The 20,905-nt window shown below is 66.2% G+C and carries 25 protein-coding genes and 1 pseudogene; 10 read left to right on the top strand and 16 right to left on the bottom strand.

Annotated features, from left to right (window positions below; translation table 11 throughout):
• The first annotated feature begins 7 nt into the window (after nt 1-7).
• Nucleotides 8-760: an ArsR/SmtB family transcription factor gene (locus AC07YR_RS12405; protein ID WP_055799291.1), complete on the top strand. Its 753-nt coding sequence runs from the start codon at nt 8-10 to the stop codon at nt 758-760.
• A 76-nt stretch (nt 761-836) separates the two neighbouring features.
• Here AC07YR_RS12405 and AC07YR_RS12400 read toward each other — a convergent pair whose 3' ends face one another.
• Together AC07YR_RS12400 and AC07YR_RS12395 are read right to left on the bottom strand one after the other, a co-directional pair.
• Nucleotides 837-1,157 (bottom strand): GYD domain-containing protein, encoded by a 321-nt coding sequence (locus AC07YR_RS12400; protein ID WP_055799294.1) that lies wholly within the window; start codon nt 1,155-1,157, stop codon nt 837-839.
• Nucleotides 1,158-1,302: 145 nt separating this feature from the next.
• Nucleotides 1,303-1,470: pseudogene (locus AC07YR_RS12395) on the bottom strand (VOC family protein); the annotation flags it as partial.
• A gap of 117 nt (nt 1,471-1,587) precedes the next feature.
• On the opposite strand from AC07YR_RS12395, the gene AC07YR_RS12390 reads away from it, so the two are divergent.
• The 3 genes from AC07YR_RS12390 (at nt 1,588) to AC07YR_RS12380 (ending at nt 3,935) form a co-directional block, all read left to right on the top strand.
• Nucleotides 1,588-2,052: a DUF8821 family protein gene (locus AC07YR_RS12390; protein WP_436056851.1), complete on the top strand. Its 465-nt coding sequence runs from the start codon at nt 1,588-1,590 to the stop codon at nt 2,050-2,052.
• 15 nt (nt 2,053-2,067) lie between these two features.
• Nucleotides 2,068-2,508, top strand: a complete 441-nt coding sequence (locus tag AC07YR_RS12385; protein WP_436056850.1) for a VOC family protein — start codon at nt 2,068-2,070, stop codon at nt 2,506-2,508.
• 149 nt (nt 2,509-2,657) lie between these two features.
• Nucleotides 2,658-3,935: an MFS transporter gene (locus tag AC07YR_RS12380; RefSeq protein WP_494734206.1), complete on the top strand. Its 1,278-nt coding sequence runs from the start codon at nt 2,658-2,660 to the stop codon at nt 3,933-3,935.
• 106 nt (nt 3,936-4,041) lie between these two features.
• On the opposite strand, the gene AC07YR_RS12375 is transcribed toward AC07YR_RS12380, so the two are convergent.
• The 5 genes from AC07YR_RS12375 to AC07YR_RS12355 all read right to left on the bottom strand — a co-directional run bounded on the left by AC07YR_RS12375 (nt 4,042) and on the right by AC07YR_RS12355 (nt 9,306).
• Complete coding sequence (locus AC07YR_RS12375) at nt 4,042-4,479, bottom strand: ester cyclase (protein WP_494734110.1); 438 nt, start codon at nt 4,477-4,479, stop codon at nt 4,042-4,044.
• Nucleotides 4,480-4,557: 78 nt separating this feature from the next.
• Nucleotides 4,558-5,394, bottom strand: coding sequence for a DUF2182 domain-containing protein (locus AC07YR_RS12370; protein WP_494734109.1), 837 nt, complete (start codon nt 5,392-5,394; stop codon nt 4,558-4,560).
• A 10-nt stretch (nt 5,395-5,404) separates the two neighbouring features.
• Entirely contained in the window at nt 5,405-6,022 is a 618-nt protein-coding gene (locus AC07YR_RS12365) for a DUF1326 domain-containing protein (RefSeq protein WP_436056848.1), read from the bottom strand.
• 258 nt (nt 6,023-6,280) lie between these two features.
• Nucleotides 6,281-7,855, bottom strand: a complete 1,575-nt coding sequence (locus AC07YR_RS12360; RefSeq protein ID WP_494734108.1) for an SGNH/GDSL hydrolase family protein — start codon at nt 7,853-7,855, stop codon at nt 6,281-6,283.
• A gap of 89 nt (nt 7,856-7,944) precedes the next feature.
• Nucleotides 7,945-9,306 (bottom strand): MFS transporter, encoded by a 1,362-nt coding sequence (locus AC07YR_RS12355; protein WP_436056846.1) that lies wholly within the window; start codon nt 9,304-9,306, stop codon nt 7,945-7,947.
• A 921-nt stretch (nt 9,307-10,227) separates the two neighbouring features.
• Between AC07YR_RS12355 and AC07YR_RS12350 the strand changes: the two genes are divergently transcribed.
• A complete protein-coding gene (locus AC07YR_RS12350; protein ID WP_494734107.1) occupies nt 10,228-11,673 on the top strand; it encodes an HNH endonuclease signature motif containing protein in 1,446 nt (481 codons plus the stop codon).
• Nucleotides 11,674-11,719: 46 nt separating this feature from the next.
• Here AC07YR_RS12350 and AC07YR_RS12345 read toward each other — a convergent pair whose 3' ends face one another.
• Together AC07YR_RS12345 and AC07YR_RS12340 are read right to left on the bottom strand one after the other, a co-directional pair.
• On the bottom strand, nt 11,720-12,055 hold the full coding sequence (locus AC07YR_RS12345) for a cupin domain-containing protein (RefSeq protein WP_055799323.1): 336 nt from the start codon (nt 12,053-12,055) through the stop codon (nt 11,720-11,722).
• Between the two features lie 97 nt (nt 12,056-12,152).
• Nucleotides 12,153-13,163 (bottom strand): squalene cyclase, encoded by a 1,011-nt coding sequence (locus AC07YR_RS12340; protein ID WP_494734106.1) that lies wholly within the window; start codon nt 13,161-13,163, stop codon nt 12,153-12,155.
• 140 nt (nt 13,164-13,303) lie between these two features.
• Here AC07YR_RS12340 and AC07YR_RS12335 point away from each other — a divergent pair, with 140 nt between their 5' ends.
• Together AC07YR_RS12335 and AC07YR_RS12330 are read left to right on the top strand one after the other, a co-directional pair.
• Entirely contained in the window at nt 13,304-13,804 is a 501-nt protein-coding gene (locus AC07YR_RS12335) for a DUF2975 domain-containing protein (RefSeq protein WP_494734105.1), read from the top strand.
• Nucleotides 13,804-14,058 carry a helix-turn-helix domain-containing protein gene (locus AC07YR_RS12330; RefSeq protein WP_494734104.1) on the top strand — a complete coding sequence of 85 codons (255 nt, stop codon included), beginning with the start codon at nt 13,804-13,806 and terminating at the stop codon, nt 14,056-14,058. The genes AC07YR_RS12335 and AC07YR_RS12330 overlap by 1 nt, the downstream gene beginning before the upstream one ends.
• A 1-nt stretch (nt 14,059) precedes the next feature.
• Here the strand turns inward: AC07YR_RS12330 and AC07YR_RS12325 are convergent, their stop codons facing one another.
• From AC07YR_RS12325 to AC07YR_RS12305, 5 genes are all read right to left on the bottom strand, one after another.
• Entirely contained in the window at nt 14,060-14,560 is a 501-nt protein-coding gene (locus AC07YR_RS12325; protein ID WP_494734103.1) for a GNAT family N-acetyltransferase, read from the bottom strand.
• Nucleotides 14,561-14,569: 9 nt separating this feature from the next.
• Nucleotides 14,570-15,457 carry an alpha/beta hydrolase gene (locus tag AC07YR_RS12320; RefSeq protein WP_494734102.1) on the bottom strand — a complete coding sequence of 296 codons (888 nt, stop codon included), beginning with the start codon at nt 15,455-15,457 and terminating at the stop codon, nt 14,570-14,572.
• A 33-nt stretch (nt 15,458-15,490) separates the two neighbouring features.
• Nucleotides 15,491-15,982 (bottom strand): DUF3592 domain-containing protein, encoded by a 492-nt coding sequence (locus AC07YR_RS12315; protein WP_494734101.1) that lies wholly within the window; start codon nt 15,980-15,982, stop codon nt 15,491-15,493.
• 24 nt (nt 15,983-16,006) lie between these two features.
• Nucleotides 16,007-16,390 carry an AAA family ATPase gene (locus tag AC07YR_RS12310; RefSeq protein WP_494734100.1) on the bottom strand — a complete coding sequence of 128 codons (384 nt, stop codon included), beginning with the start codon at nt 16,388-16,390 and terminating at the stop codon, nt 16,007-16,009.
• An 82-nt stretch (nt 16,391-16,472) separates the two neighbouring features.
• On the bottom strand, nt 16,473-16,826 hold the full coding sequence (locus tag AC07YR_RS12305; RefSeq protein ID WP_494734099.1) for a GNAT family N-acetyltransferase: 354 nt from the start codon (nt 16,824-16,826) through the stop codon (nt 16,473-16,475).
• A 102-nt stretch (nt 16,827-16,928) separates the two neighbouring features.
• On the opposite strand from AC07YR_RS12305, the gene AC07YR_RS12300 reads away from it, so the two are divergent.
• Both AC07YR_RS12300 and AC07YR_RS12295 read left to right on the top strand, forming a co-directional pair.
• Nucleotides 16,929-17,270 (top strand): DUF6457 domain-containing protein, encoded by a 342-nt coding sequence (locus AC07YR_RS12300; RefSeq protein ID WP_055799343.1) that lies wholly within the window; start codon nt 16,929-16,931, stop codon nt 17,268-17,270.
• A 66-nt stretch (nt 17,271-17,336) separates the two neighbouring features.
• Nucleotides 17,337-18,533 carry a TerC family protein gene (locus tag AC07YR_RS12295; protein WP_055799345.1) on the top strand — a complete coding sequence of 399 codons (1,197 nt, stop codon included), beginning with the start codon at nt 17,337-17,339 and terminating at the stop codon, nt 18,531-18,533.
• A gap of 18 nt (nt 18,534-18,551) precedes the next feature.
• Here AC07YR_RS12295 and AC07YR_RS12290 read toward each other — a convergent pair whose 3' ends face one another.
• Both AC07YR_RS12290 and AC07YR_RS12285 read right to left on the bottom strand, forming a co-directional pair.
• Nucleotides 18,552-19,772: an acylphosphatase gene (locus tag AC07YR_RS12290; protein WP_494734098.1), complete on the bottom strand. Its 1,221-nt coding sequence runs from the start codon at nt 19,770-19,772 to the stop codon at nt 18,552-18,554.
• Between the two features lie 91 nt (nt 19,773-19,863).
• Complete coding sequence (locus AC07YR_RS12285) at nt 19,864-20,388, bottom strand: hypothetical protein (protein WP_494734097.1); 525 nt, start codon at nt 20,386-20,388, stop codon at nt 19,864-19,866.
• A gap of 16 nt (nt 20,389-20,404) precedes the next feature.
• Between AC07YR_RS12285 and AC07YR_RS12280 the strand changes: the two genes are divergently transcribed.
• Nucleotides 20,405-20,779 carry a hypothetical protein gene (locus AC07YR_RS12280; protein ID WP_494734096.1) on the top strand — a complete coding sequence of 125 codons (375 nt, stop codon included), beginning with the start codon at nt 20,405-20,407 and terminating at the stop codon, nt 20,777-20,779.
• Nucleotides 20,780-20,905 lie beyond the last annotated feature (126 nt).

Genomic DNA, 20,905 nt, shown 5'->3' with positions numbered 1-20,905 from the left:
TGGACTTGTGGACGCCGTATTCAAGGCCCTGGCCGACTCCACCCGTCGCGACCTTCTGGATGAGCTCTTCGCGAATGACGGGCAGACCCTCCACGCCCTCGAGGCGCACTTCGACATGACGCGCTACGGAGTCATGAAGCACCTCAGGATCCTGGAGGAAGCCGGCCTGGTGGTGACCCGCCGTCGGGGGCGGGAGAAACTCCATTTCCTGAATCCGGTGCCCATCCGGCTGGTCCACGACCGCTGGGTGAGCAAGTACGCCGAACCATGGGCCGCTGGCCTCAGCGACCTCAAAACCAGATTGGAAAGTCCCATGGAAAAGATCTTCGAAATCTATATCAAGACCACCCCGGAGCGGCTCTGGGAGGCCATCACGGACGGGGAGATCCGCAGCAAATACCAGTTCGGGTCCGTCATCACCTCCGATTGGACGCCCGGCGGCCGGTTCGAGATGGGCAATCCCAAAGCCGGGGAGCTCCTGGGTGAGGGTGAGAACCTGGAAGTGGACCCGCCGCGCCGGCTCGTCCAGAGCATGCGGGCCTTGTGGGGCGAGGACGTCAAGGCCGAAGGCACCTCGCGGGTCACCTGGGAGATCGAGCCCGTGGGCGATTCCTGCCGTCTGACCGTCACGCACGACCAGCTGCGCGAAGGCGCCAACGACCAGCTCTACGGCGGCTGGCCGATGATCCTCTCCGGCCTGAAGACCTGGCTGGAAACCGGCGAGCTCCTCACTACGCCCGGCTCACTGATGTACACCTGAGGTGACCGGGCTCAGGTGACCGGCGGCACCCAACCGGGTGCCGCCGTCGTACTTCTCCGCTAATTCCGTTGCCGGGCTACTGCCCTGGCGCCCGGTAAGACGGTGTCTTCTTGGCCGCTTCGTCGATGTCTTCCGGCGTCATGAGCGGCTTCAGGCGGACGTTCACGGAGCCTGTCGAATTGATCATCAGCGAAAGGGCTGCGGCGTCGGCCTGGCTGGGGGCGTCAAAAACCCCGAGGACATCAGTGTCCCCGAAGGCGTAGTAGAAGCTCTCGAGCGATCCCCCCACGGAGTCGAGCGCCTGGACCAGCGCCTCACGCCTCTTGGTGCCGCCTTCGCGCATGAGCCCCTTGATTCCCTCGCCCACGTAGTTCGCTTCGAACAGATATTTGGTCATGGTCTTTCCTGTCTTGGAGCGGGTCCCCGGAGTGGGGCCGTGCGCACAGCGTAGGCTCACTTCCCGGCACTGACAACGGGTTCCGGAAAGATGCTGCGGAACGGGAGAGCGGGCTTGAACCACACCTCGCGGCGGCTCCGTGGATTCAGCCCTGATTGGCGTCCCAGTCTGCGACGCGCTGCGAGCTCTCCTCTTCGGAGAGGTCCTCGACGCGGGTCATGATGGACCAGCGCACACCGAACGGATCCCGGATGCTGGCGAACCGGTCCCCTGACACAAAGGTGGACAGGGGCTCGCGAATGGTGGCCCCGGACCGACCCGGCGGCAGACCTCGCGGCGATCGCTGCCGAACTCGGCTACACCGATCCCGGCACGCCGTCGCGTTAGCATTGGTCCCACCACGACTGACCACGCCTGACCAGGAGAGCGCATGACGCACATCGTTGACTTCGAGAACGTTTCTACTGCCGGTTTGGAATCGTCGCCGGTCGCCGACGCCGCCGCAGGATTGCGCGCCAATGAGGCCCGCTATTTCCGGAACAAGTACAACCACGTCTTCACCGTGAGCCCTGCCAGCGAGGTTCCGGAGGTGGTGGACCGGGTGAGCCGGATCCTCCGGGACGAGCGCGACATCGTCATCGGATCACGCCCCCTGGAAGCAACCGACTTCGAGGTCGACGGTTTACGGATGTCCTACGTTTTCTACGAGTCGGGGCTGTCGATCAACGTCATGTACAGCATCGAGGACGGCGGGAAGCGAGCCGTGGGGTTCAAACTTGCCGACGGCATGGACATTCCGGAGGAACTGGCGTCACGCTTCAAGTTCGCCCGCCAGAAATCAAAGCTGGCAGGCGTCATCCGCGGCTCCTACTTCGTGATCAAGGGCGAGTACTGACAGGAGGGTGCTCTCATGGCACACATACAACGTTTCGACCATGTCGGCATCACCGTCGCCGACCTCGATGCGGTGACGGCGTTCTTCGTCGGGCTGGGTCTCGAGGTCGAGGGCCGGACGTTCGTGGAGGGCGAGTTCCTGGACACTGTCTGCGGCATCCCGGACTCCCGCACCGAGATCGTCATGCTGCGCCCGCCCGGCGGTGGTGCCGGGCTGGAGCTCGCGAGCTTCGTCCGGCCCGCCCACGAGCCCGGGTCGCCCGGCGCGATGGCCAACGAGCTGGGGCTGCGCAACGTGTCCTTCGAGGTCGACGACCTCCAGGCGGCGGTGGATGGGCTGGCCGCGGACGGCTACCGGCTGGTCGGCGGCATCGGCCAGTACGAGAACAGCTGGCGGATGGCGTACGTACGCGGCCCGGAAGGGATCATCGTTTCCCTCGCCGAGCGGATCGGCTGAAGGTGGTTCTGACAGACCCTGCCTGGCGATAGATAGATCAGGTAATTTGAGTGGAGGACACCGGCAACCGGCGCCGTGTTCCTTCCCCACTCCCTGAAAAGGACTCTTCACCCGTGCCTCCCGCGACCTCCGTTTCTGCACGCGACCGCATGCCCTTCGGCGCGCTGCTGGTGCTGTCGCTGATCGGCTTCACCGCCATCACCACCGAGCTGCTGCCCTCCGGCCTGCTCCCCCAGATCAGCGCCGGCCTCAACGTGTCCGAGCCCGTGGCCGGCTACCTCACCGCCGGATACGCCGCCATCATCGTGGCCACGGTGATCCCGGCCGCGATGCTGCTCGCCCGCATCCCCCGCCACACCCTGCTGATAGGGCTCGTCCTGACCTTTGCCATCAGCAATGCCCTCGTTGGCCTGGTGTCCGACTTCGGCGCCGCCCTCGCTGCGAGGCTGGTGGGCGGCATTGCCCACGGCCTGCTCTGGACCGCGATGGCCCCCTTCGTGGCGCGCATCGTTCCGGCCCACAAGGTGGGCAAGGCCATGGCCATCGTCTTCAGCGGCAACAGCCTGGGCCTGGCCATCGGAGCCCCGCTGGGAACCGCTTTGGGCGGGCTGATCGGCTGGCGGGCGTCCTTCCTCCTGCTCGCGGGCGCCGGCGTCGTCCTCGCGGGCCTGGCCATGTGGCTGCTGCCTGCTGTCCGCCGGATCCCGGATGCCCCGCGGCCGTCGCTGCGCAAGGCAATAGGCCAGCCCGGCGTGAAATCGGTGGCAATCGCCTGGCCGCTGATGCTCATGGCCCACTTCGCGCTGTTCACGTTCATCGCGCCGTTCCTCCGCGAGGCGGGCCTGCCCGACTACACAATCACCCTCTCCCTCACCGTCCTGGGATTCTCCGGGCTGGTGGGCATCTGGATCGCCGGCATCACCGTGGACATGCGGCCTCGCCGTTCACTGCTGATTACGACGGCGATAATCGCCGCCGCGTACCTCCTCCTCCCGCTGGGCGGCAGGACCGTCCCCGGCGCCCTGGTGCTCATGGCGGTGTGGGGTGCGGCCTTCGGAGCGATCGGCATCTACAACCAGTCGGCCATCCTTCGCGCCGGCAGGGAGTACAGGGAAGCTGCCAACGGCCTCACCGTGCTGACCATCCAGCTGGGAATCACCATCGGCGCGCTATACGGCGCGGCAGCCCTCACGACGGCTGGCCCGCTGATGGTGCCGGTCGCTGCTGCGGTGCCTGTCGCCGTCGCGCTGGTGCTTGTGGTGACCGGGCGCAAGCACGCCTACCCGCCGGGGCCGAAGGAAGCGGGGTTCGCTGCGGCTGAAAAGTCGGCGGCGGGCGCGCCGGTTCCGGACGCGGCCGACGCCGCTGTTTCAGCGGACGCGCGTGCCGATGCGCCGGCCGATGCGGGCGTGACCGCGCGCCCATAGACTCGCGGGCAACGGTGCGGCACCGCCACGGGACGGTGCCGCACGTGGGGCTTCCCGCCGTCGGCTAGGAGCGGCGGCGGGAAACTCTTTCGGCCCGAAACCTATGTCACCCGGCGCTCGCGCCCGTTGTCTGGGACGGGACGGCCCCGATCTGCTGCATGAGGCTCAGCGTGTCGGAGGAGCCCCAGTGCTCGGCCACCTTCCCGTCCTGGATGCGGATGATGTCCGCGCTGCTGAATTGCACGCTCTTGCCGCTTGGCGGAACACCAAGGAACTCGCCCGTGTGCGTGCCGGACAGCACCACGTGACCAGCCTCAAGATCGCCCTCGGCCAATGTCGGATCAAGTTTGACCGTGAGGTCGGGGAACGCCATGCGGATGGCGTTGGTGTAGAACTTCACGCCGTCCTTTCCCGGCGGCTGCCCGGGCATGGGGTCCTCGTGGTCCTGAATGTCGTCCAGCACATATTCATCGATCAGGGCGAGATTTCCGCCTGCCAATACTTCTTCGTAAAACCGCCTGAGGAGTCCAGTTCCTTCAGACATTTTCGGCTCCTTTGTTCAGTGAGACCTTTGGATATTTCCCCCGGTCCATGGCCGCCGGCGCTCAGCGACGGCGGCACGTTACATGCCCATCCCGGCCATCGCCGCGGGTGTGAGCGCAACGCCGAGCGCAATCACGGCGAGTGCCACCGCAACGGAACGGTTGGCCAGCCGTTTCCAAGGCAACATCTTCTCCGCGGCGATGAAGGCACCGATCAGTGCCATCCAGCCGATGCTCATCACCCCGAGGGCGAACAGGGCAACCATCAGCGCCCAGCAGCACGCGACGCACCAGGCCCCATGCTCCACTCCCATCACCAGCGCGCCCCGGTAGCCGGGCCGCATGCGGTGCAGGATGAAATCCATGGGCGTCCGGCATTTCATCAGGCTGACATTCTTGGCGGGGGTCAGCTGATAGACCGCCGCGACCAGGATCACCCCGGCTGCCAGGTAACGTCCGCCCTGGTCCGAGCCGAAGAGCCCGGGAGCCAGCGACGCCACCGACATATACAGCGAGTAGGCCACCAGCCCGAAGGCGGTCCACGCCAGCAGGTAGCCGGCCACGAACACCGCTGTTACCCCGGCAGGCGCGTACCGTCCCGTTGCTCTCCGGTGCCGCTGGATCCGGTCATAGGCCACCACCATGGGCGCCACGGATGGGAACATCATGGCCGCCAGCATCACCACCCATGTGGCGACGAAGAACCCCAGCGGCCCCGGGTCCGTCCAGCGGCCCATGTCCATCCCGCTCAGCTGGGTGGAGGTGAGGATCCAGCTCGCTGCTGCGAGGACCAGAAGGATGGCGACGAGCCCGGCTTCCCGCGGGTCGATCCGGGAGGCCGCCTTCGCGTATGCCGGAGAGTGGGCGTGCGCCACCGGCTGCACGCCCACTCTCCTAAACAGCTTCCGGTGGTACATCAGGCGGGCCTTAGCCGCGGCCCTTGGGAGCGCCCTCAGCCATTTCGCTGGCGAAGGTGAAGTCGGACGTCTCGCCATACACGCCGTCGAACTCCATGCCGAAGCGTTCCGGGTGCCCCGGTCCCTTGCCGATCCGGAACTCCGGGGCAAAGCCGAACATCGCGTTCTTCACGGTGGTCACGCCGCCGTCGGGACCGGGCAACGGCTCGAAGGTGACAACCACGCGGCCCGCCACCGAGGCGGACGGCGTATCCCCGTCGGAGAACGAGACACTGGCGCGTTCCAGTCCCAGCCACTCGCCGTACAGCGCCGCCAAGTCACCGAACGGGCCGCCGGCCTGACCACGGAGGATGCTCTCGAGGGCGTCCACCTGGGCGTCCGAAGCACCCTCGTCGACGACAGCCCCCACTTTCCAACCGCCTGCGGAAAGGTTGGTCGGGAACCAGTTGAAGAACGCGAAGTCGACGCCGGACAGGTCCGTTTCATCCATCGTCCCGGTCGCGATATGGAACACGTTGAAGCCGCGGCACTCGCCGTCCGGGCCGGTGGGCACGCCGTCCACGGGGCACGGGCAGATCAACGAGCAAGTGCAATTGCCAACATATGTTCCCGAAATTTCCCAAGTCACAGGACCCTCCTCGCTGGCGCTGTCGCCAAGCAGAAAGCGGCCCAGAGTCAGCGCCGAAAATATTGGGACACGGGGCGGAAGGACCCCGTTAAGGCAGACAGTATTCCCGTGCAATCTGGGTGTCAATATGGCGTGAAAACAAGGAATTTGGGGCGCGGATAGGCAGTTTGGCGGCCACGCGTGGGGGCCCTTTCAGCCGGGTTTTGGCGCTCATTTGGGGCACCCCGCCAGCACCAAGTTGCGCGCAGGCCGGGCGCTTCAGCGAGTCGCCCGGAGCGCCTCGGCGTACAGGGGCGCCACCTTGTTGTGGCCCGCCTGGGTGAGGTGGTTCGCGTCCTGATAGTTGCTGGCGGCTCCCGCGACGGAGGCTGTGCCGGCGAGGGAAATCCGCTTCAACCCGCGCGCAGCAGCCGCGTGCATCAGCAACCCGTCCACCCAGCGCCGCTGCGCGTGGCTGTAATCGTCGCGCGAAAGGACCCCATTGATGATGATGGTGCTCCGGGGATATTTACGTTTCAGCTCGTCCCAAGTGCTGTTTGCGGACTCGAGTATCTGAGCGTCGGTGGCCCCGATTCGCGCGTCGTTGCCGCCCAGGGTCACAATGACAAGGCCCGGCTCCCCCTGCGGCAACAGGATGGTGTCCGAGGTGAGGCCATGCAGGGCGGAGCCACCTGCCGCCCTGTTGGTGGCCACATACCCCATTCCCCCGTAGCCGCGCATGATCTGGTGACTGTAGCCTGCCAGGCGCGCTCCCTGCTCGCCCCAGGAGTCGAGGTCCAGCTGCGAGTCGCCGATGATCACAGCGCTTGACGAATCCACCGGTTCCGCCGAGTAGAGCTCCAACGTATTCGGGTCCCAGATGGTCTCCACGGACTGGAACTCCACGTGGGTGCCCCGCTGATCCACCCATGCGTCGCGGCGTGGCCAGCCGAAGCGGCCGGAATTAGCGGACCAGATCCTGTAGGTCTCGTTGGGCACCATCCTGGCTCCGGTGGATGGACTCCAGACCAGCCAGCCGTACTGGAACTGCTGGACCACGCCTTCGTCTCGCGGAACTTCCTCGGACAGCGGCAGGCCGAGCGGGCCGGTGGCCTCACCGAATTCCCTGTAGCGACTGAGGATGTCTCCGCGGGTCGTGCCATGGGCGCCCGTCTCCGCGGACCAGTAGAGCGTCCCCCGCTGGAAGATCTGGTACACAGACTTTCCTTCGCGGGTTTCTTCGCCCAACGGATATCCCAGGGCGCCATCCTGTGCCCCCAAGGACGCCCAATGCGCCCTAACAGCGCCGGAAACGACCCTCGTTCCGGTGGCCGGAGAATACACAATGACACCGCCCTGGTAACCCTGGGACACACCGCCGTCGCGAAGGCCAATTTCCGTGTGCGTCGAGGGATAGCCGAAGCGGCCGTCCCGCCCGCCAGCGTAGAGCCAGGCATCGCGTGCGGGGCCGTTGGCCACCACACGCGCGCCGGTACGCGCCGACCAAGCGATGTCACCGCCCTCAAAATGCTGCAGGCAGCCGGACTTGTCGCAGTCCTCGGCGGACGTTGGCGCCGAAAGCACTCTCGCGGCCCAGTCGCTGGTGTGTAACTTCCCTATGGCGCCGCGGACTTGGTAGGCAACCGAAGATTCTTCTTTGTCCCCGGGAACGATCGTTTCAGTCACGTCGCTTGTATCCGGCGAATCGGACTCGCTGTCCGGGCCGGCACAGGCCGGGAGCAGCGCAAGCGCCGCTGCCAGGGTCAGGACGCCAAGGCCGTGCCGTACGTCGGCCCAACCCCGGGGCGAATAGATCGTGCGGACAGGCGGCGGCAGCATGAAGCGGCGTCCCATGTATCCCCCTGCACGAACTGCGTCATCCCCCGTGGCGTGACCGTTGGTCCAGTATTTCCTGCTCCAGCCCGTCAGCCAATTTGGACACGCTATCCGGTCCGTTCCCGCCACAGCAGCGTCACGCCGAAAGCCACCGCGCCCAGTACCAGCATGGTCAGAACCATGAGGCCCCAGTTGGCCTGGTTCACGCCGCTGCCGTAGAAGATGCCGATCATCACGGTGGCCGTAATGGCGCCCAGGTACCGGCAGGTCTGGAAGATCCCGGCGGCCACCCCGCGCTCGTGCGGCTGGGTGGAGACGTACATGCCCTGGCTGGACGCGATGCTCACCACGCTCCACGGAATGCCCATCAGGGCCGTTAGCAACAGCACCAGCGGGATGGCGAAGGAGGCGGTCAGCAGCCACATGGCTCCAGCGGCGGCCACCAGGAACAGGACCCCGGCGATCAGCACCCGCCTTACCCGGAAGCGATCGATCGCACGCACCGCGAACGGCGTCGCGATCACGGACATCGCTGCCAGCGGCAGCATGAGGAGACCCACGACGCCGGGATCGTAGCCGGCCGCTTCCTGCAGCAGCTGCGGCAGGCCGAAGAACGCAAAGTAGTAGATTCCGTTGAACACGGCGAAGCCCAGGTAGACCAGGAGCAGCGGCCGGTTCCTGCCGAGCAGCCGCAGGTCCAGGAAGGGCGGGCTGAACTTCAGTTCACGCCAGACGAAGAGTGCAGCCAGCACCGTGCCGCCGGCCAGCAGCCACCAGCGTGCGTCCGGCAGCACGTTCAGCAGGGCCATCATGACCAGCGTCAGGGAGCCGATGAACCCGAGGATGCCGGGAATGTCCGAGTCTCTGAGGAGTTCGGCGGCACTGCCGCGTTCCCGGTCCTCGTCTACCGGGGCATACTTCCGGACGATGAGCAGCGCGGCCAGCGACAACGGCACATTGATCATGAACAGGGCCTGCCAGCCGACCAGGCTCACCAGCAGGCCGCCCACCACCGGGCCCACCGCCGCCGCGGACGTGTTGGCCATCTGGATCCGGCCGAGCGGCCTCGTGGACTTTACGTTGGCGGTCCGGGCCAGGGCACCGACGATGACAACGGCACTCGGATAAGCCGTCGCCGTGCCCAGCGCCATGACGGCCCGGGCAACGCACAGGAGGGCGAAGTTCGGAGCGAAAGGCGCCAGCGCGCAGGTGACCGCCACCAGCACCATCCCGAAATTGAACAGGCGCCGCGGCCCGAAGCGGTCCGCCAGCCGGCCCATCAGCGGCTGGCCCGCCGCGGAGGTGAGGTAGAAGGCGGTGATCACCCAGGTGACCGTGGCGACGTCGAGCCCGAAGTCCGCGCGCAGCACCACCAGGGCGACGGCGATCATGGACGAGTTCAGCGGGTTCAGGGACGTGCCCAGGCTGAGGCCGGCGACGGCGAGGGCTGTCCGGGGTTTGTTGCTCACGGAAACAGTCTGTCCCAGATCGGACTCGGGTAGAACTACGTTACGCGGCCCGTGTTCACCCTCGGGCCAACTTCCCGCCGGACTCTTGGCTGCCCGGCGGCGTTGACCTGTTGTCCGCTGGACCCGTTGCTGTACCGGACAGCGAACACTAGTGTTCGGACCATGGCTGCGTCCGGGGGAACCGTTCATCATCGACTGCGCACCACTTTGTTGTGGGTGGCGTGCGTCGCCATCGTCGTCTTTACCTCAGGATGTGGCTCGCCTCCACGCGCTGGTGGTGCGGTCGCCAGCCAAACCTTCACGACGCCGTCGGCCGCCCCTTCCTCTGGCTCGCCTGCCGCCGCACCGGCGTCCGCAGGACTGTCGCCGGGCATGGCACTGGCGCCGGTTCCAACGGTGCCTCCGGCCCCTGCCGGCCCAGGTACCGACGACTGCTTGACTCCGGGCGCGAAAGGAGACGTCGCCAACGGACAGTTGGTGTGCCAGTACTTCAATTCCGGTTCGTTGATCCCGGCTGGCGTACCCGCTGGTGAGGGATTGAGTTCAGGCGACTACGCGATCAGATTCAGCTCCGTGGGCGGCAGTCAGTTGATGACCGTGCGGATCCCCTGCGCTTCCTTTGCGGTGAGGGTCAGCATCACCGGCCAAACAATCACGCCTGATCCGGGGACGATGGAAAGTTTCGCGGGCACGTGCGAGTTCCCGTGGGACCAGGAACAGCAGCGGATGGCACAGCATCTCCAGGCGCCGCTTCAGTTCGTACGAAAGGACACCGGGATCGCGCTGCACAACGCTGCATGGGGAGTCACGCTCTTCGGCACTCCCTACGAGGCCAGCTAGTCCCGCTTTCCGGCTTCCGACTGCGGGGCTCTTGGGCGGAATAGTCGGCTAAATGTCAGACCCTCCCACCAGACTTTGAGTATGGAAAGCACCGCAGCATCTGACGCATTGGACGCCGTCGCGGCGTCCGTCGCTGCGCTGTCGCGCCACATCAAAAGTGCGCGCCCTGCCGGAGGTGCACCGTCGGATCTCTTGCGTCAGCTTGCCGATGACTGCCTGGACGGGCTCACCGAAGCGAGCCGGCTGGAAGCCAAGACCGCAGCCCTCAAGGTCCAACTGGCTGCAACGCTAGTCGAGGCTACGAAGGCCATGGAATCCCCGTCTGCCTCGCCGCAGGAGCGGTGCGCCACGGACATGGCCCTGGTTGCCGAGGTGGCCTGCGTCCTGACCATCAGCGAGAGAACCGCCGGAGCCTTCCTGCACGAGGCGCGGCAGCTCACCACAGCCCTGCCACTAACACTCGCTTCCCTCCAGGCGGGGACCATCTCCTGGCAGCACGCCCGGATCCTCGTGGACGAAACCACCGGCTTGGACCGGGCGGCCACGGCGGGACTGGAAGCGCATTTCCTGGACCCTGATGCTGAAAACGCTGCCCGGGGTTGCCCTGCCGGGGAGCTCGTGCCCTCCCGTTTCCGCGCCAAGGCACGCACCTGGCGGGAGCGCCATCACTCTTTAAGCATCGAAAAACGACACCAGGCCAGTGCCCAGGACCGGCGCCTCGAATTTACACCGGACCGCGACGGCATGGCCTGGCTCTCCGCCTACCTGCCGGCCGATGCCGCCGCTTCCATCTGGAACCGCGCCACCGCCGCGGCCAGAGCCCTCCAAGGCCCCGGCGAATCGCGGAACCTCTCCCAGCTCCGGGCAGACACTGCTGCAAACTGGCTCATCGCCGGCGTAGCGGAGGGTGTTCCGTCGCCGAAGGCGCAAGTCCTCGTGACGGTGCCCGTGTTAACGCTCATGGGCGCCACCGAAGAGCCAGCCATGCTGGACGGCTATGGACCGATCCCGCCCAGCATGGCCAGACGGCTCGTCGCGGATGGTGCATCCTCGTTCCACCGTGTCCTGACCGACCCGGCCAGCGGCACCCCGCTGGAGATCGGACGGTCCAGCCACCGCGTCCCGAACGTTTTGCGCCAATGGCTGCGCCTCCGCGACGGCAGGTGCCCGTTTCCCGGCTGCAACAACCAGTCCCTCGACAACGAGGCGGATCATGCTCTCGCTTGGCACGAGGGCGGCACCACTGGTGTCTCCAACCTCAGCCAGCCCTGCCGCAAACATCACGGCTGGCAGCCAATGGACGCCAGCCGCGACGCGCCGCCCGGCTGGATGGCCCAGTCAGGGCGCCGGTACATCAGCGAAGAACAAGACTGGGAGCCTCCCTGGCAACCCCGCGACATCCCGTGGCCACCCGATCTGCCTGAACCGGCACAACCCGGTGAATTCCCCCCTGACATTGGTGCATACCTCCCCGACCCCGCGTTGGTTGACCCGCTGCCCAACTGGGAAATGTGGCTCGCCGCGTAGTTGGGCGCTGCCCCGTTGAGCGCTGCCCTGTTGAGCGCTGCCGCCGTTACTTCGCGCCCTTCGCCACCGTGAACAGGAACGTCGAGTCCTCTTCGGCTTCCAGGCTGTGCAGGCCGTCCGGGACGATCAGCAGGTCACCGGGCTTGCCCTCCCACGACTCTTCGCCCGCGCGGAGTCGGAGGCTGCCCTGCAGGACAAAGACCGTGGCGTCGCCCGGGTTCTGGTGCTCGCTCAATTGTGTGCCGGCCTTGAGGGCCATGACGGTCTGGCGGAGCACCTTTTCGTGCCCGCCATAAACAGTGTCTGCGGCGCGCCCGTTGCTCGCTGCAAGGGCCGCGGCGAGCTGCTGCCGGGCCAGGGCCTCGATCGATATCTTCTGCATGAGGCCACGATAACCACAAGGACTCCCGGGCGGTATAGGCCGGTGGTCCCTCATCCGGAACAGCCGGTTAATCGCGAGCGGACACGTGCGGCCCCGTTCATCGGGGCGGCACGTATCCGCTCGCCCCGTCCCACCAGTCAAGCACGCGCGTGCCGAAGAAGGTCAGCCACTTGGACGGCTCGCCGGGCGCAACATCGACCTCGAACCACACCCGTCCAGGGTGGCGGCGCTCCTGCCACCACGTACCGTCAGGACGGCGGGCGGACCGGACCACCCCGGTAGCATCGGCCAGCCGCGGATCGGGCGCGGCGCCGTCGTGCAGGGCCGCTGCCCTGAAGTAGTCCGCGGCGTTGAGCGCGCTGTAGAACGACCGGAACGGGTGCGTGAACCGCGTCACCCACGGCCCCACGATCTCGCCCGTGGACAGCGTGCGGAGCAGCCTGCGCTGCAGCAGGTACTCCTCACCGGCCCGGCGGGCGGCCCGCAGCCGGCTGGTTCCGCCGGTCGCGGCCTCGTAGTCCAGCAGGCCCTTCAGCGCGTTGAGGGTGGAATGGAAGGACGACCGGGTGGAGCCCTTCACCCACTCGCAGTTCCAGCCACCGTCGGCCATGCGGTGGTCCAGGAACCATTGGGCGATTCCGGAGACATCTGCCCCGAGCCACACCCCGTTGGCGAGCGTGTAGGCGTTGATGCAGCAGTCCACCTCGCCGCCCCAGTACGGCAGGTTGTCGTACTCCCAGCGGCTGTTCACGGCGAGCGATTCGGCGGTGCCGGCGAGGGCGGCTGCATCGAGGCCCCAGTCACGGAGGGTGTTGAGCGTCCACGTGGTTGCGGTCCACGGCTGGCCGGCACCCTCGGCCGCCTCGGGCCCGTGGGTTGCCTCGGAGCCGTGGAAGTCGAAGTCGCGGGGGAAGAACGCTCCGCCCGCCCACTGGCCGTCGGGGTCCTGCAGCGCGAGGAGCCGCGCGGCGAAACCCTCCGTCGCGAGTCTGTCGCGGGTCGCTTCCCAGATGTCACGGGGAGCGCCAGCGAGATCGCGCTCGATCTGCCAGCGGAGAGCCGGGTCTGAGTCCAGCAGCCAATTGAGCAGGGAAGGGTCCACAGCCATGCCCGGCAGGCTACCACGGGCGCCGGGCCGGCGGGCTGGCCTTTCGGTCCCGGCGCTCGAAGAGCAAACGCCAAGCCATCTTGCTGAAGCTATCGAATATCGATAGTATCCAACTGTTATTCGACAGCCAAGGAGATCTGATGGGAAAGCTGACTGTCCTCGCGTTGCGGATTGTCCTCGCGATGGGACTGGCCGGTTCGGTATTTGTGCAGGCGGTGATGGTGCCACTGCTGGCCCGGGACCTGAACGAGGACATGGGGCCGGACATCGCCCGCGTCAGGATTCCGGTTCTCGTGATCGTTCTCCTGGGCATCCTCACCGTGCAGGTCACCATGGTCTGCGTCTGGCGACTCCTCACGATGGTGCGGCGGGGAACTGTGTTCTCCCACGCCGCCTTCCGCTACGTGGATGTGGTGACAGGCGCCATCGCCGCAGCGTCCCTGCTGGCCTTCGGGCTCGGCGTCGTCCTCGCCCCGGGCGAATCGGTCGCTCCCGGCGTTGTCCTCCTGGTTGGAGGCGCCGGCGTGCTGATCGCCGGAGTGGCGCTCGTCGTCGTCGTACTGCGCATTCTGCTGGCGCAGGCGGTGGCCCGCGACACCGAAGCCAAGCACCTGCAGGACGAACTGGACGAGGTGATCTGATGCCCATCGTCGTCGACATCGACGTGATGCTTGCCAAGCGGAAGATGCCCGTGGGTGCACTCGCGGACCGTGTCGGGATCACGCCCGCCAACTTGGCGGTGCTCAAGAACGGCCGGGCCAAAGCGGTTCGCTTCACCACCCTCGAAGCCTTGTGCGAGGTCCTGGAGTGCCAACCCGGCGACCTGCTGCGTTGGGAACCCGGGGACTCGGCCGAATCCGAGGAGTCAGCGGAACCCGACGGTCCGGCGGACTAGCCTATGGCTTGCCCCGCCGGACCATCCGGATCTCGGGGAGCCCCTCCCACTCGGGTGGCAGCAGTTTGCGTGACCCGTCAGGCCGGAAGCCGTGTTTGAGGTAGAAGGCCTGCGCCCGGGGATTATCCTCGAGCACCCAGAGGTACGCCGGTGAATCTCCGATGGCGGCCTGGAGCAGGGCCGAACCAAGGCCACTGCCGTGCGTCCGCCTGAGCGTGTAGATGGTATACAGCTCCAACGCTGCAGGCCCGTCCTCATCATGACCGGGACCCGCATCGGCCAGACCCACCACTTCATTCCTATCGTCCAGGGCAATGAGACGCGGGTCAGTGGTTGCCAGGAATTGTCGCCGCTGTTCGACGCGCTCGGGAATGCTGGCCCGCCGGGCGCGAAAGAATTCGGGTGACAACTGGTGTACGTAGCACTCCTCGTGGACCAGGGTGTGCATGCGCACTACGGCGTCGGCATCCTCAGGCGTGGCCTGGCGGATTTGAAATTCCATGGTCCCAGCCTAATCAGCAGCCGGCCGCCCTACCCATCCGATCTTCTGAAGCCAGCCGGTCAAAATGGGCAGCACCACGGAGCTGTGCATTGCGCTGAGGTGATCCAGGCCAGGGAGGACTTGCACGTCCCAACCTGCAGCGATGAGGGCCGCCTGGTGTTGGGCCAGAGGTTCACCGATCCGCACTCGGACTCCGCCCCATTGGGCGCTATAGTCAATCTGGTCTTCGGCACCGGCAAAGGCAAGCCGCGGCAATTCAGGCGGGACTTCGGCAGCGAAATCATCGAACCCTTGGAGTGCTTCATACAGCGTGACGAACTGGCGCGTTTGCGCCTCGGTCGTCTGGACTGAAACGTGGTCCCAGTCTCCCGGTTCGGCGTCGGCAACCGGAACCGTGGACTGGTCAGGAGCCGGGTTGGACGACGCCTGGGACACGGCGTGTGCGGCGCGGGTGACCGCCAACATGCTCTGGTACGGTCCGTCCACCGGCGGAAACCCGCCCATGGCCAGGGCCCGGAGACGGTCCGTGCGGAGGGCGAGTTGGAGCCCGCTCAACGCAAGCCAGGAGTAGCCGTAGTAACCGAAGGCGTCGGCTCCCGCAGCGTCCGCAATTGCCAGCAGATCGGCGGCGAGGTGATCGGGGGTCAGCGTGTCTGCCGCAGGATGGGCCATCCGGTGGCCTTCGTAGTCGGCCGCGATCACGCGGTTCGTCCCGGAAAGCCCGCGGACCAGGGCCGGCCCCACGTCAGGATCCCCGCCCCATCTGCGCATGGTCTCGGCCTCGACGGTCCCATACGGTTCCAGCCGGACTGGCAGGAGCAGCGCCGGCCCCTCCCCCTGCACCGTGACAGCTATTCTTGAGCCGTCGTGGAGGACAGCTTCACCGCTTTCTGCCATTTTGATCCACACCTTCCAGGCGATACCGAGGCGCTATCCCGCGCGCTTCCTGCGGTCCTTCCGCCAGCCCAACAGGTAACTGATGAACAGGAAGACGCCGATTCCCCCGAAAATGGCGGTCAGGACAACGCCCGCCCCCCGAAAAAATACGCCATCGCTTTCATAGCCGAGGACGGTCGCGTTGCCAGGATCGGACTCCCTGTAGACCACGGTGACGTCCTCGCCCACCACAGGGTGCTGGTCATGGTCCACCGTGACCCAGGTGTAGTGAACGAATCCGTCGCCGGACTGAAACTCGACTTTGATCTTCCGCTGGGAAGCCTTCGATTCATCGTTGAAGACGGTGACTACTCCAGGGACCTGCTCGCCGGTCCGGATGAGCTCGTCGTCGGCCTTAATGAGGAGCGTTCCGACGACGATCAGCACCGGCCCGAGGCAGAGAACCAGCGCTGTTATCGCGAGGTTCGCCCACCTCCCCGGCGACCGTTTGGCTTTGCGGTTCACTGTTACGTTCGGCGAGGTCACGGTCCCATTCTGCCCCAGGACCGATCAACCACTGACGGCCGGAATTAGCGATCCTCGGAGCCATGAGTCAACCTCCCGCTGGGAACGCAGCCTGACGACGACGACATGCGGGTATTCGGTGACAACCTGCGGCATCAACCCGGAGTACTTTCTCCGGGTCCGAACAGCCCAGCGGACGAGGTGGTCACTATCCGTGAAGAAAGCCAGCAGCGGCCGCGCGGCATCGTACTGCCTCTCAGTGGTCCACGAATCAGCGCCCACCAACCTGTTCACATCGGCCAGAAATTCTCCCCGCGGCGTCCAGTCCGGCCCGTGGAAGATCGCGTCAATCTCCGTGTGCTTACCGCCCGTGATGGCTGCGATCCGCGCAGCCAAGGTGGTCTTGCCTGCGCCCGACACTCCCGCCACCAGGACCCGCCTCGGCCGGTGCGGAAGGGGGTCATCGTGAAAATGCATTGGTAGAGGGGAAGTCTGACTACGCCGGCGCCCGCTACGCTCGAGCCCGCGCGGCCAGCGCCCCGCTGAGGTAATCGAGGTGGGCCGGCGTGGTGGCGGTAGTGTTCGCGGCGTACTCGGGGTGTTTGGTGAGGAACTTCTTGATGTAAGGGCACACCGGCACGATGCTCAATCCGGCGGCCACGGTTTCGTCCAGGGCCGCGGTGGCGAGCTTGCCCGCCAGCCCCTGGCCGCCGTATTCCTCGTTGATTACCGTGTGGTAGAAAATGCGTTGGGGCGAGTCGCCGGCGTCGTACGCTTTGTACGCCGCCTTGCCGATCACGGTGCCTGCGACCAGCACTTCAAAGCGCTCACGGTCCGGGTTATGGCGGATGGTCACATCACTCATCGGGAATCTCCTTGATAGCAGCTCTCGCTACAGCCTAACCTCGAGGCATCTGACGTTATTTCCGACCACACATCTGACCGCACTTGTGACCTAGGAGCGACAATGACCGCCAACGACAACGAAAACCAGATCCTGGACCAGTGGAGCCACCGGCTGGCGCAGGCCCTGCAGCTCCTGGACCTCGATTTTGACCGCGAACTCATCCTTGACCTGGCCGGAGAGTCCGCGCGGTCCGTCACCCACGCCGCGGCGCCAATCACCGCGCTGATGGTGGGTTATGCGGCGGGACGGGCCGCCGGCACCAGCACAGCCACCGGCAGCGCCGGTTCCAAGGAGGCCTCCGCGGCGGCGGTCGCGCAAGCCGCCGACGTCGCCTTCCGGCTGTGTCAGGACGGAGCCGACGGCGGCCCATCCAGCAAAGGCTGGGCAGACACCGCTCAGTAGCAGACACCCTGTAAAGACTCGCCCGGTAGGGTTGACTCAACCCCAACCGACCGGAAGGCACGCAGCATGCAGGTCCCGCTTTACGTATGGATTGTCACCGTCATCGGCATCGTGGGCCTGCTGGCCTTCGACTTCTTTTTCCACGTCCGCAAGGCGCACTCCCCCAAGCTCAGGGAGTCGGCCACGTGGTCCGCGATCTACGTGGGAATCGCCCTGGTCTTCGGCATCGGCGTCCTTGTGTTCGGCGGCCCCACCATGGGCACGGAGTACTTCGCCGGTTACGTCACTGAGAAGGCCCTGTCCGTGGACAACCTCTTCGTGTTCCTGATCATCATGGCCAGCTTCAAGGTTCCGCGCGCTGACCAGCAAAAAGTGCTTCTGTTCGGCATCGTCTTCTCCCTGATCGCCCGCACCGGCTTTATCTTCCTCGGCGCCGCCCTGATCAACAGCTTCGCCTGGGTGTTCTACATCTTCGGCCTCATCCTGCTGATCACCGCCGGCAACCTGCTCCGGCCGAACTCGCACGACGACGATTCCGAGGGTCTGGTGGTCCGGCTCGCCAGGAAGTTCCTCCCGGCGTCACAGCACTACGACGGCGACAAACTCTTCACCGTGGAGAACGGCAAACGCGTCCTGACCCCCATGCTCCTGGTGATGGTGGCCATCGGCGGGACGGACATCCTCTTCGCCCTGGACTCCATCCCCGCCATCTTCGGCCTGACCCAGAACGTGTTCGTCGTGTTCACCGCCACAGCCTTCTCCCTCATGGGCCTGCGGCAGTTGTTCTTCCTTATCGACGAACTACTGGACCGCCTCATTTACCTCTCCTATGGCCTGGCCGCGATTCTCGGCTTCATCGGCGTGAAGCTCATCCTCCATGCGCTGCACGAAAACAACCTGCCGTTCATCAACGGCGGCGAACACGTGACCGTCATCGAGATCAGCACCGGCCTCTCGCTGACCGTGATCATCGGCGTCCTGGTGGTCACCGTACTGGCCTCGATCTACAGCCCCAAGGGCAAGGCCAAGAACATGGTTTCCGGCGCGAAGCGGCACGCCACCGAGTATGTGGACCTGAACTACGAGACGGGCATTGCCGAGCGCGAGGAAATCTTCAACAAGATGCTGCGCGAGGAGGCGGAACTCAGGAAGCTCCCGGAGAAGTACAAGCGGCTGATCCGCGACGAGACCGAGTTCATGGACCTCCTCAAGCAGGCCCACGCCGAGCACGACGCCGCCCTGCAGCGGGAGAACCTCGCGTAGGAGTGACCTTGTTCCGGCTCAGTACACCACGTCGAAGTTGCTGAACTCGCCCGTCGCGGGCGATACCGATTCCTCCACGTGGTCCACGCGCCCCGGCGCGTCGCTAGACCTCAGCCAGCGCCGGAACTCCAGAACCATCGCCTGCGGGCCTTCGACGACGACGGCGACAGTACCGTCGACGTCGTTCTTCACCGTTCCGGTCAGCGAGAGTTCCTCAGCCTTCCGCACGGTCCAGTACCGGAAGCCGACCGCCTGGACGACCCCCTCGACGCGGGCCTGCAGGCGGACGTCCGGCCCCAAGTCCTTATCTGCTGCGTGAGCCATGGTTCCAATGTAGCCTCGCGGCGGGGGGTTCTGCTCCCCACCCGGCCGGTCCACTGGCATTGTGCTCGCGGCGTGCTTGGCCTTGCCGTGCTTGGACCGCGACCACACCAGGACGGCGCCAATGGCAGCGACGAGCACCGGGATAGTCACGCCCAGCGGTTGCGCCCAGTCCTTCACGAGTGAACTCAGCACGTAGCCCAGCTCAATCTCCACCTGGATGTCCTCCCGGAACGTCTCCAGGCTCAGGTCCGGCCCGTCCTCGGCGGTGGCAAACAGCTGCAGGGTCATGGTTTTCCGCCCCGGATCCTTGGGCGTGATCCACCAGCGCCACTCCGCAACGCCTTGTTCCGGGACCAGCATCTCGCCGCTGGGATTTCCGGCCCTCTCAACGGTTATGCCCGGTCCGGACAGGTCAGCGCGCATCTCTTCGCACACAATGGGCGCACGGGTCTGCACCGGGTTGGGTCCGGGGATGTTCTTCTCATGGCCCGCGCCGGGGTCGCCCAGGGTGACGTGCAGGACGAACTCCCTGGTCTCCCCCTGCCGCATGGGCGACGGCGGCCTGAAGGTCAGCTCGCCCTGGACGCAGGTCTCCAGGATTTCCTTGGCCCGCCTGGCCCGTTCGAAGGCGGTGGAGGTGGGACGCGGGGTTGAAGTGGGGCGCAGCGTCGGGAACGGGCCAGGTCCGGCGCCGGGCTTACTTTCGGCAGGGCCGCCGTCACTGGGGAGGGGACGTGTAGCAGTGGGCGGCGCGGTAGTTGCTGTGGACGTCGGTTCCTCGTTCGGCAGCGGCGTGCAGGCGGCCAGGCCCATCACGACAAACAGCGCCACACATATCGCCGCGCACAGGGCTGCCAGGGCGGATGCCATTACCTTCGCACCGCTCGCGAGCCGCTGCTTCCCCAGTGCGTACATCAGAACCCCGACTACTGATCGGACCGTGTCCTGATTCGAGTCTGCGCGGGCCCACGGGGCCAGTCAAGGAGCCCGTACAGGCCGCCGCACGCTACTTCGAGGGCCGCAGCGAGGTGATCATCCGCCGGATATTCCGGTACTCGCCCGTCTCCACGTACAGCTTCGCCTTCTCCCAATACGGGAGCGACGGATCGCCGGGCGTGGTGTTGTTTGCCGGGTCGTAGCCCGCCCCGAACACGGCCCCGCTGGGCGGCCACCGGAACAGCAGGAAGATGGGACATGCCAGCGTCCCGATCTCCTCCGGAACCATCGTGATGCCGTAGGCCGCGATGGTCTCGGCGGTCCGTGCGGGCGCCAGTGCGTCTCCGCGGATCTCGAACATAAAGCGGGGTGCGTTCCCGTCCGCCACGCCCTTCTCGGCCAGGGCGGTCATGGGTTCGGAATCCAGCACGGCAAACTGGTACTGCTGGACGCACTCCGAACCGGTCACGATCCTGGTCTCCAGGACAGCCATCGGCTTCCCTGCCGCGTTCAAGACGTCCACGTGTTCGCCGCCGAGCGGTGATTTTCCGGCCGGATCCACAATGGTCCAGTCGCCCGGGTAGTCGAACGTCAAGCCACCGTCCGACGTCGTGAACGTCTTCCAGCCGGACGCCGTCGGGGACGGCAACCGGCTCGGGGACGCGACCGACGGCGCCGGTTCCGCCGCCGGGGCGCCCGCCGTCGCGCTTGGCGGCACGGCAGTCCCGCTCGCCGATCCGGTGGCGGTATCGCGCGCAGACCCGTTCGCCGCCGCGCTCGACGTCCCGCTGGCTGAAGCTCCTGACGCGGTGGCTGTCGCGGATCCGGCGTCGGACGGAGCAGGCGGCGGCCCGCAGGCTGCCACAAGCACTGCGAGGCAGGCGCCCGCAGCGGCTGCTGTGCCGGAACGTGCTGCTCCGGGACGTGCCGGTGCGGACGATCGAAAGCCGGGCTTCAGTGATCGGCGCATGCAATCCTCCTCATGAAGCTGAGGAACTCATTGTGGCCCCGCCCTGACGCGACTCGCGCGGGACGGGGGCAAGTTGCCGCCAAAACGTTGCGCACCGCGGGTTGCCCCGCAGTGCGCAACGGTCGCGTTTCTGCCCTGTCCG

The organism is Arthrobacter sp. GW460-12-1-14-TSB2, assembly GCF_059423525.1.
This window is presented reverse-complemented; position numbering and strand designations above follow the sequence as displayed.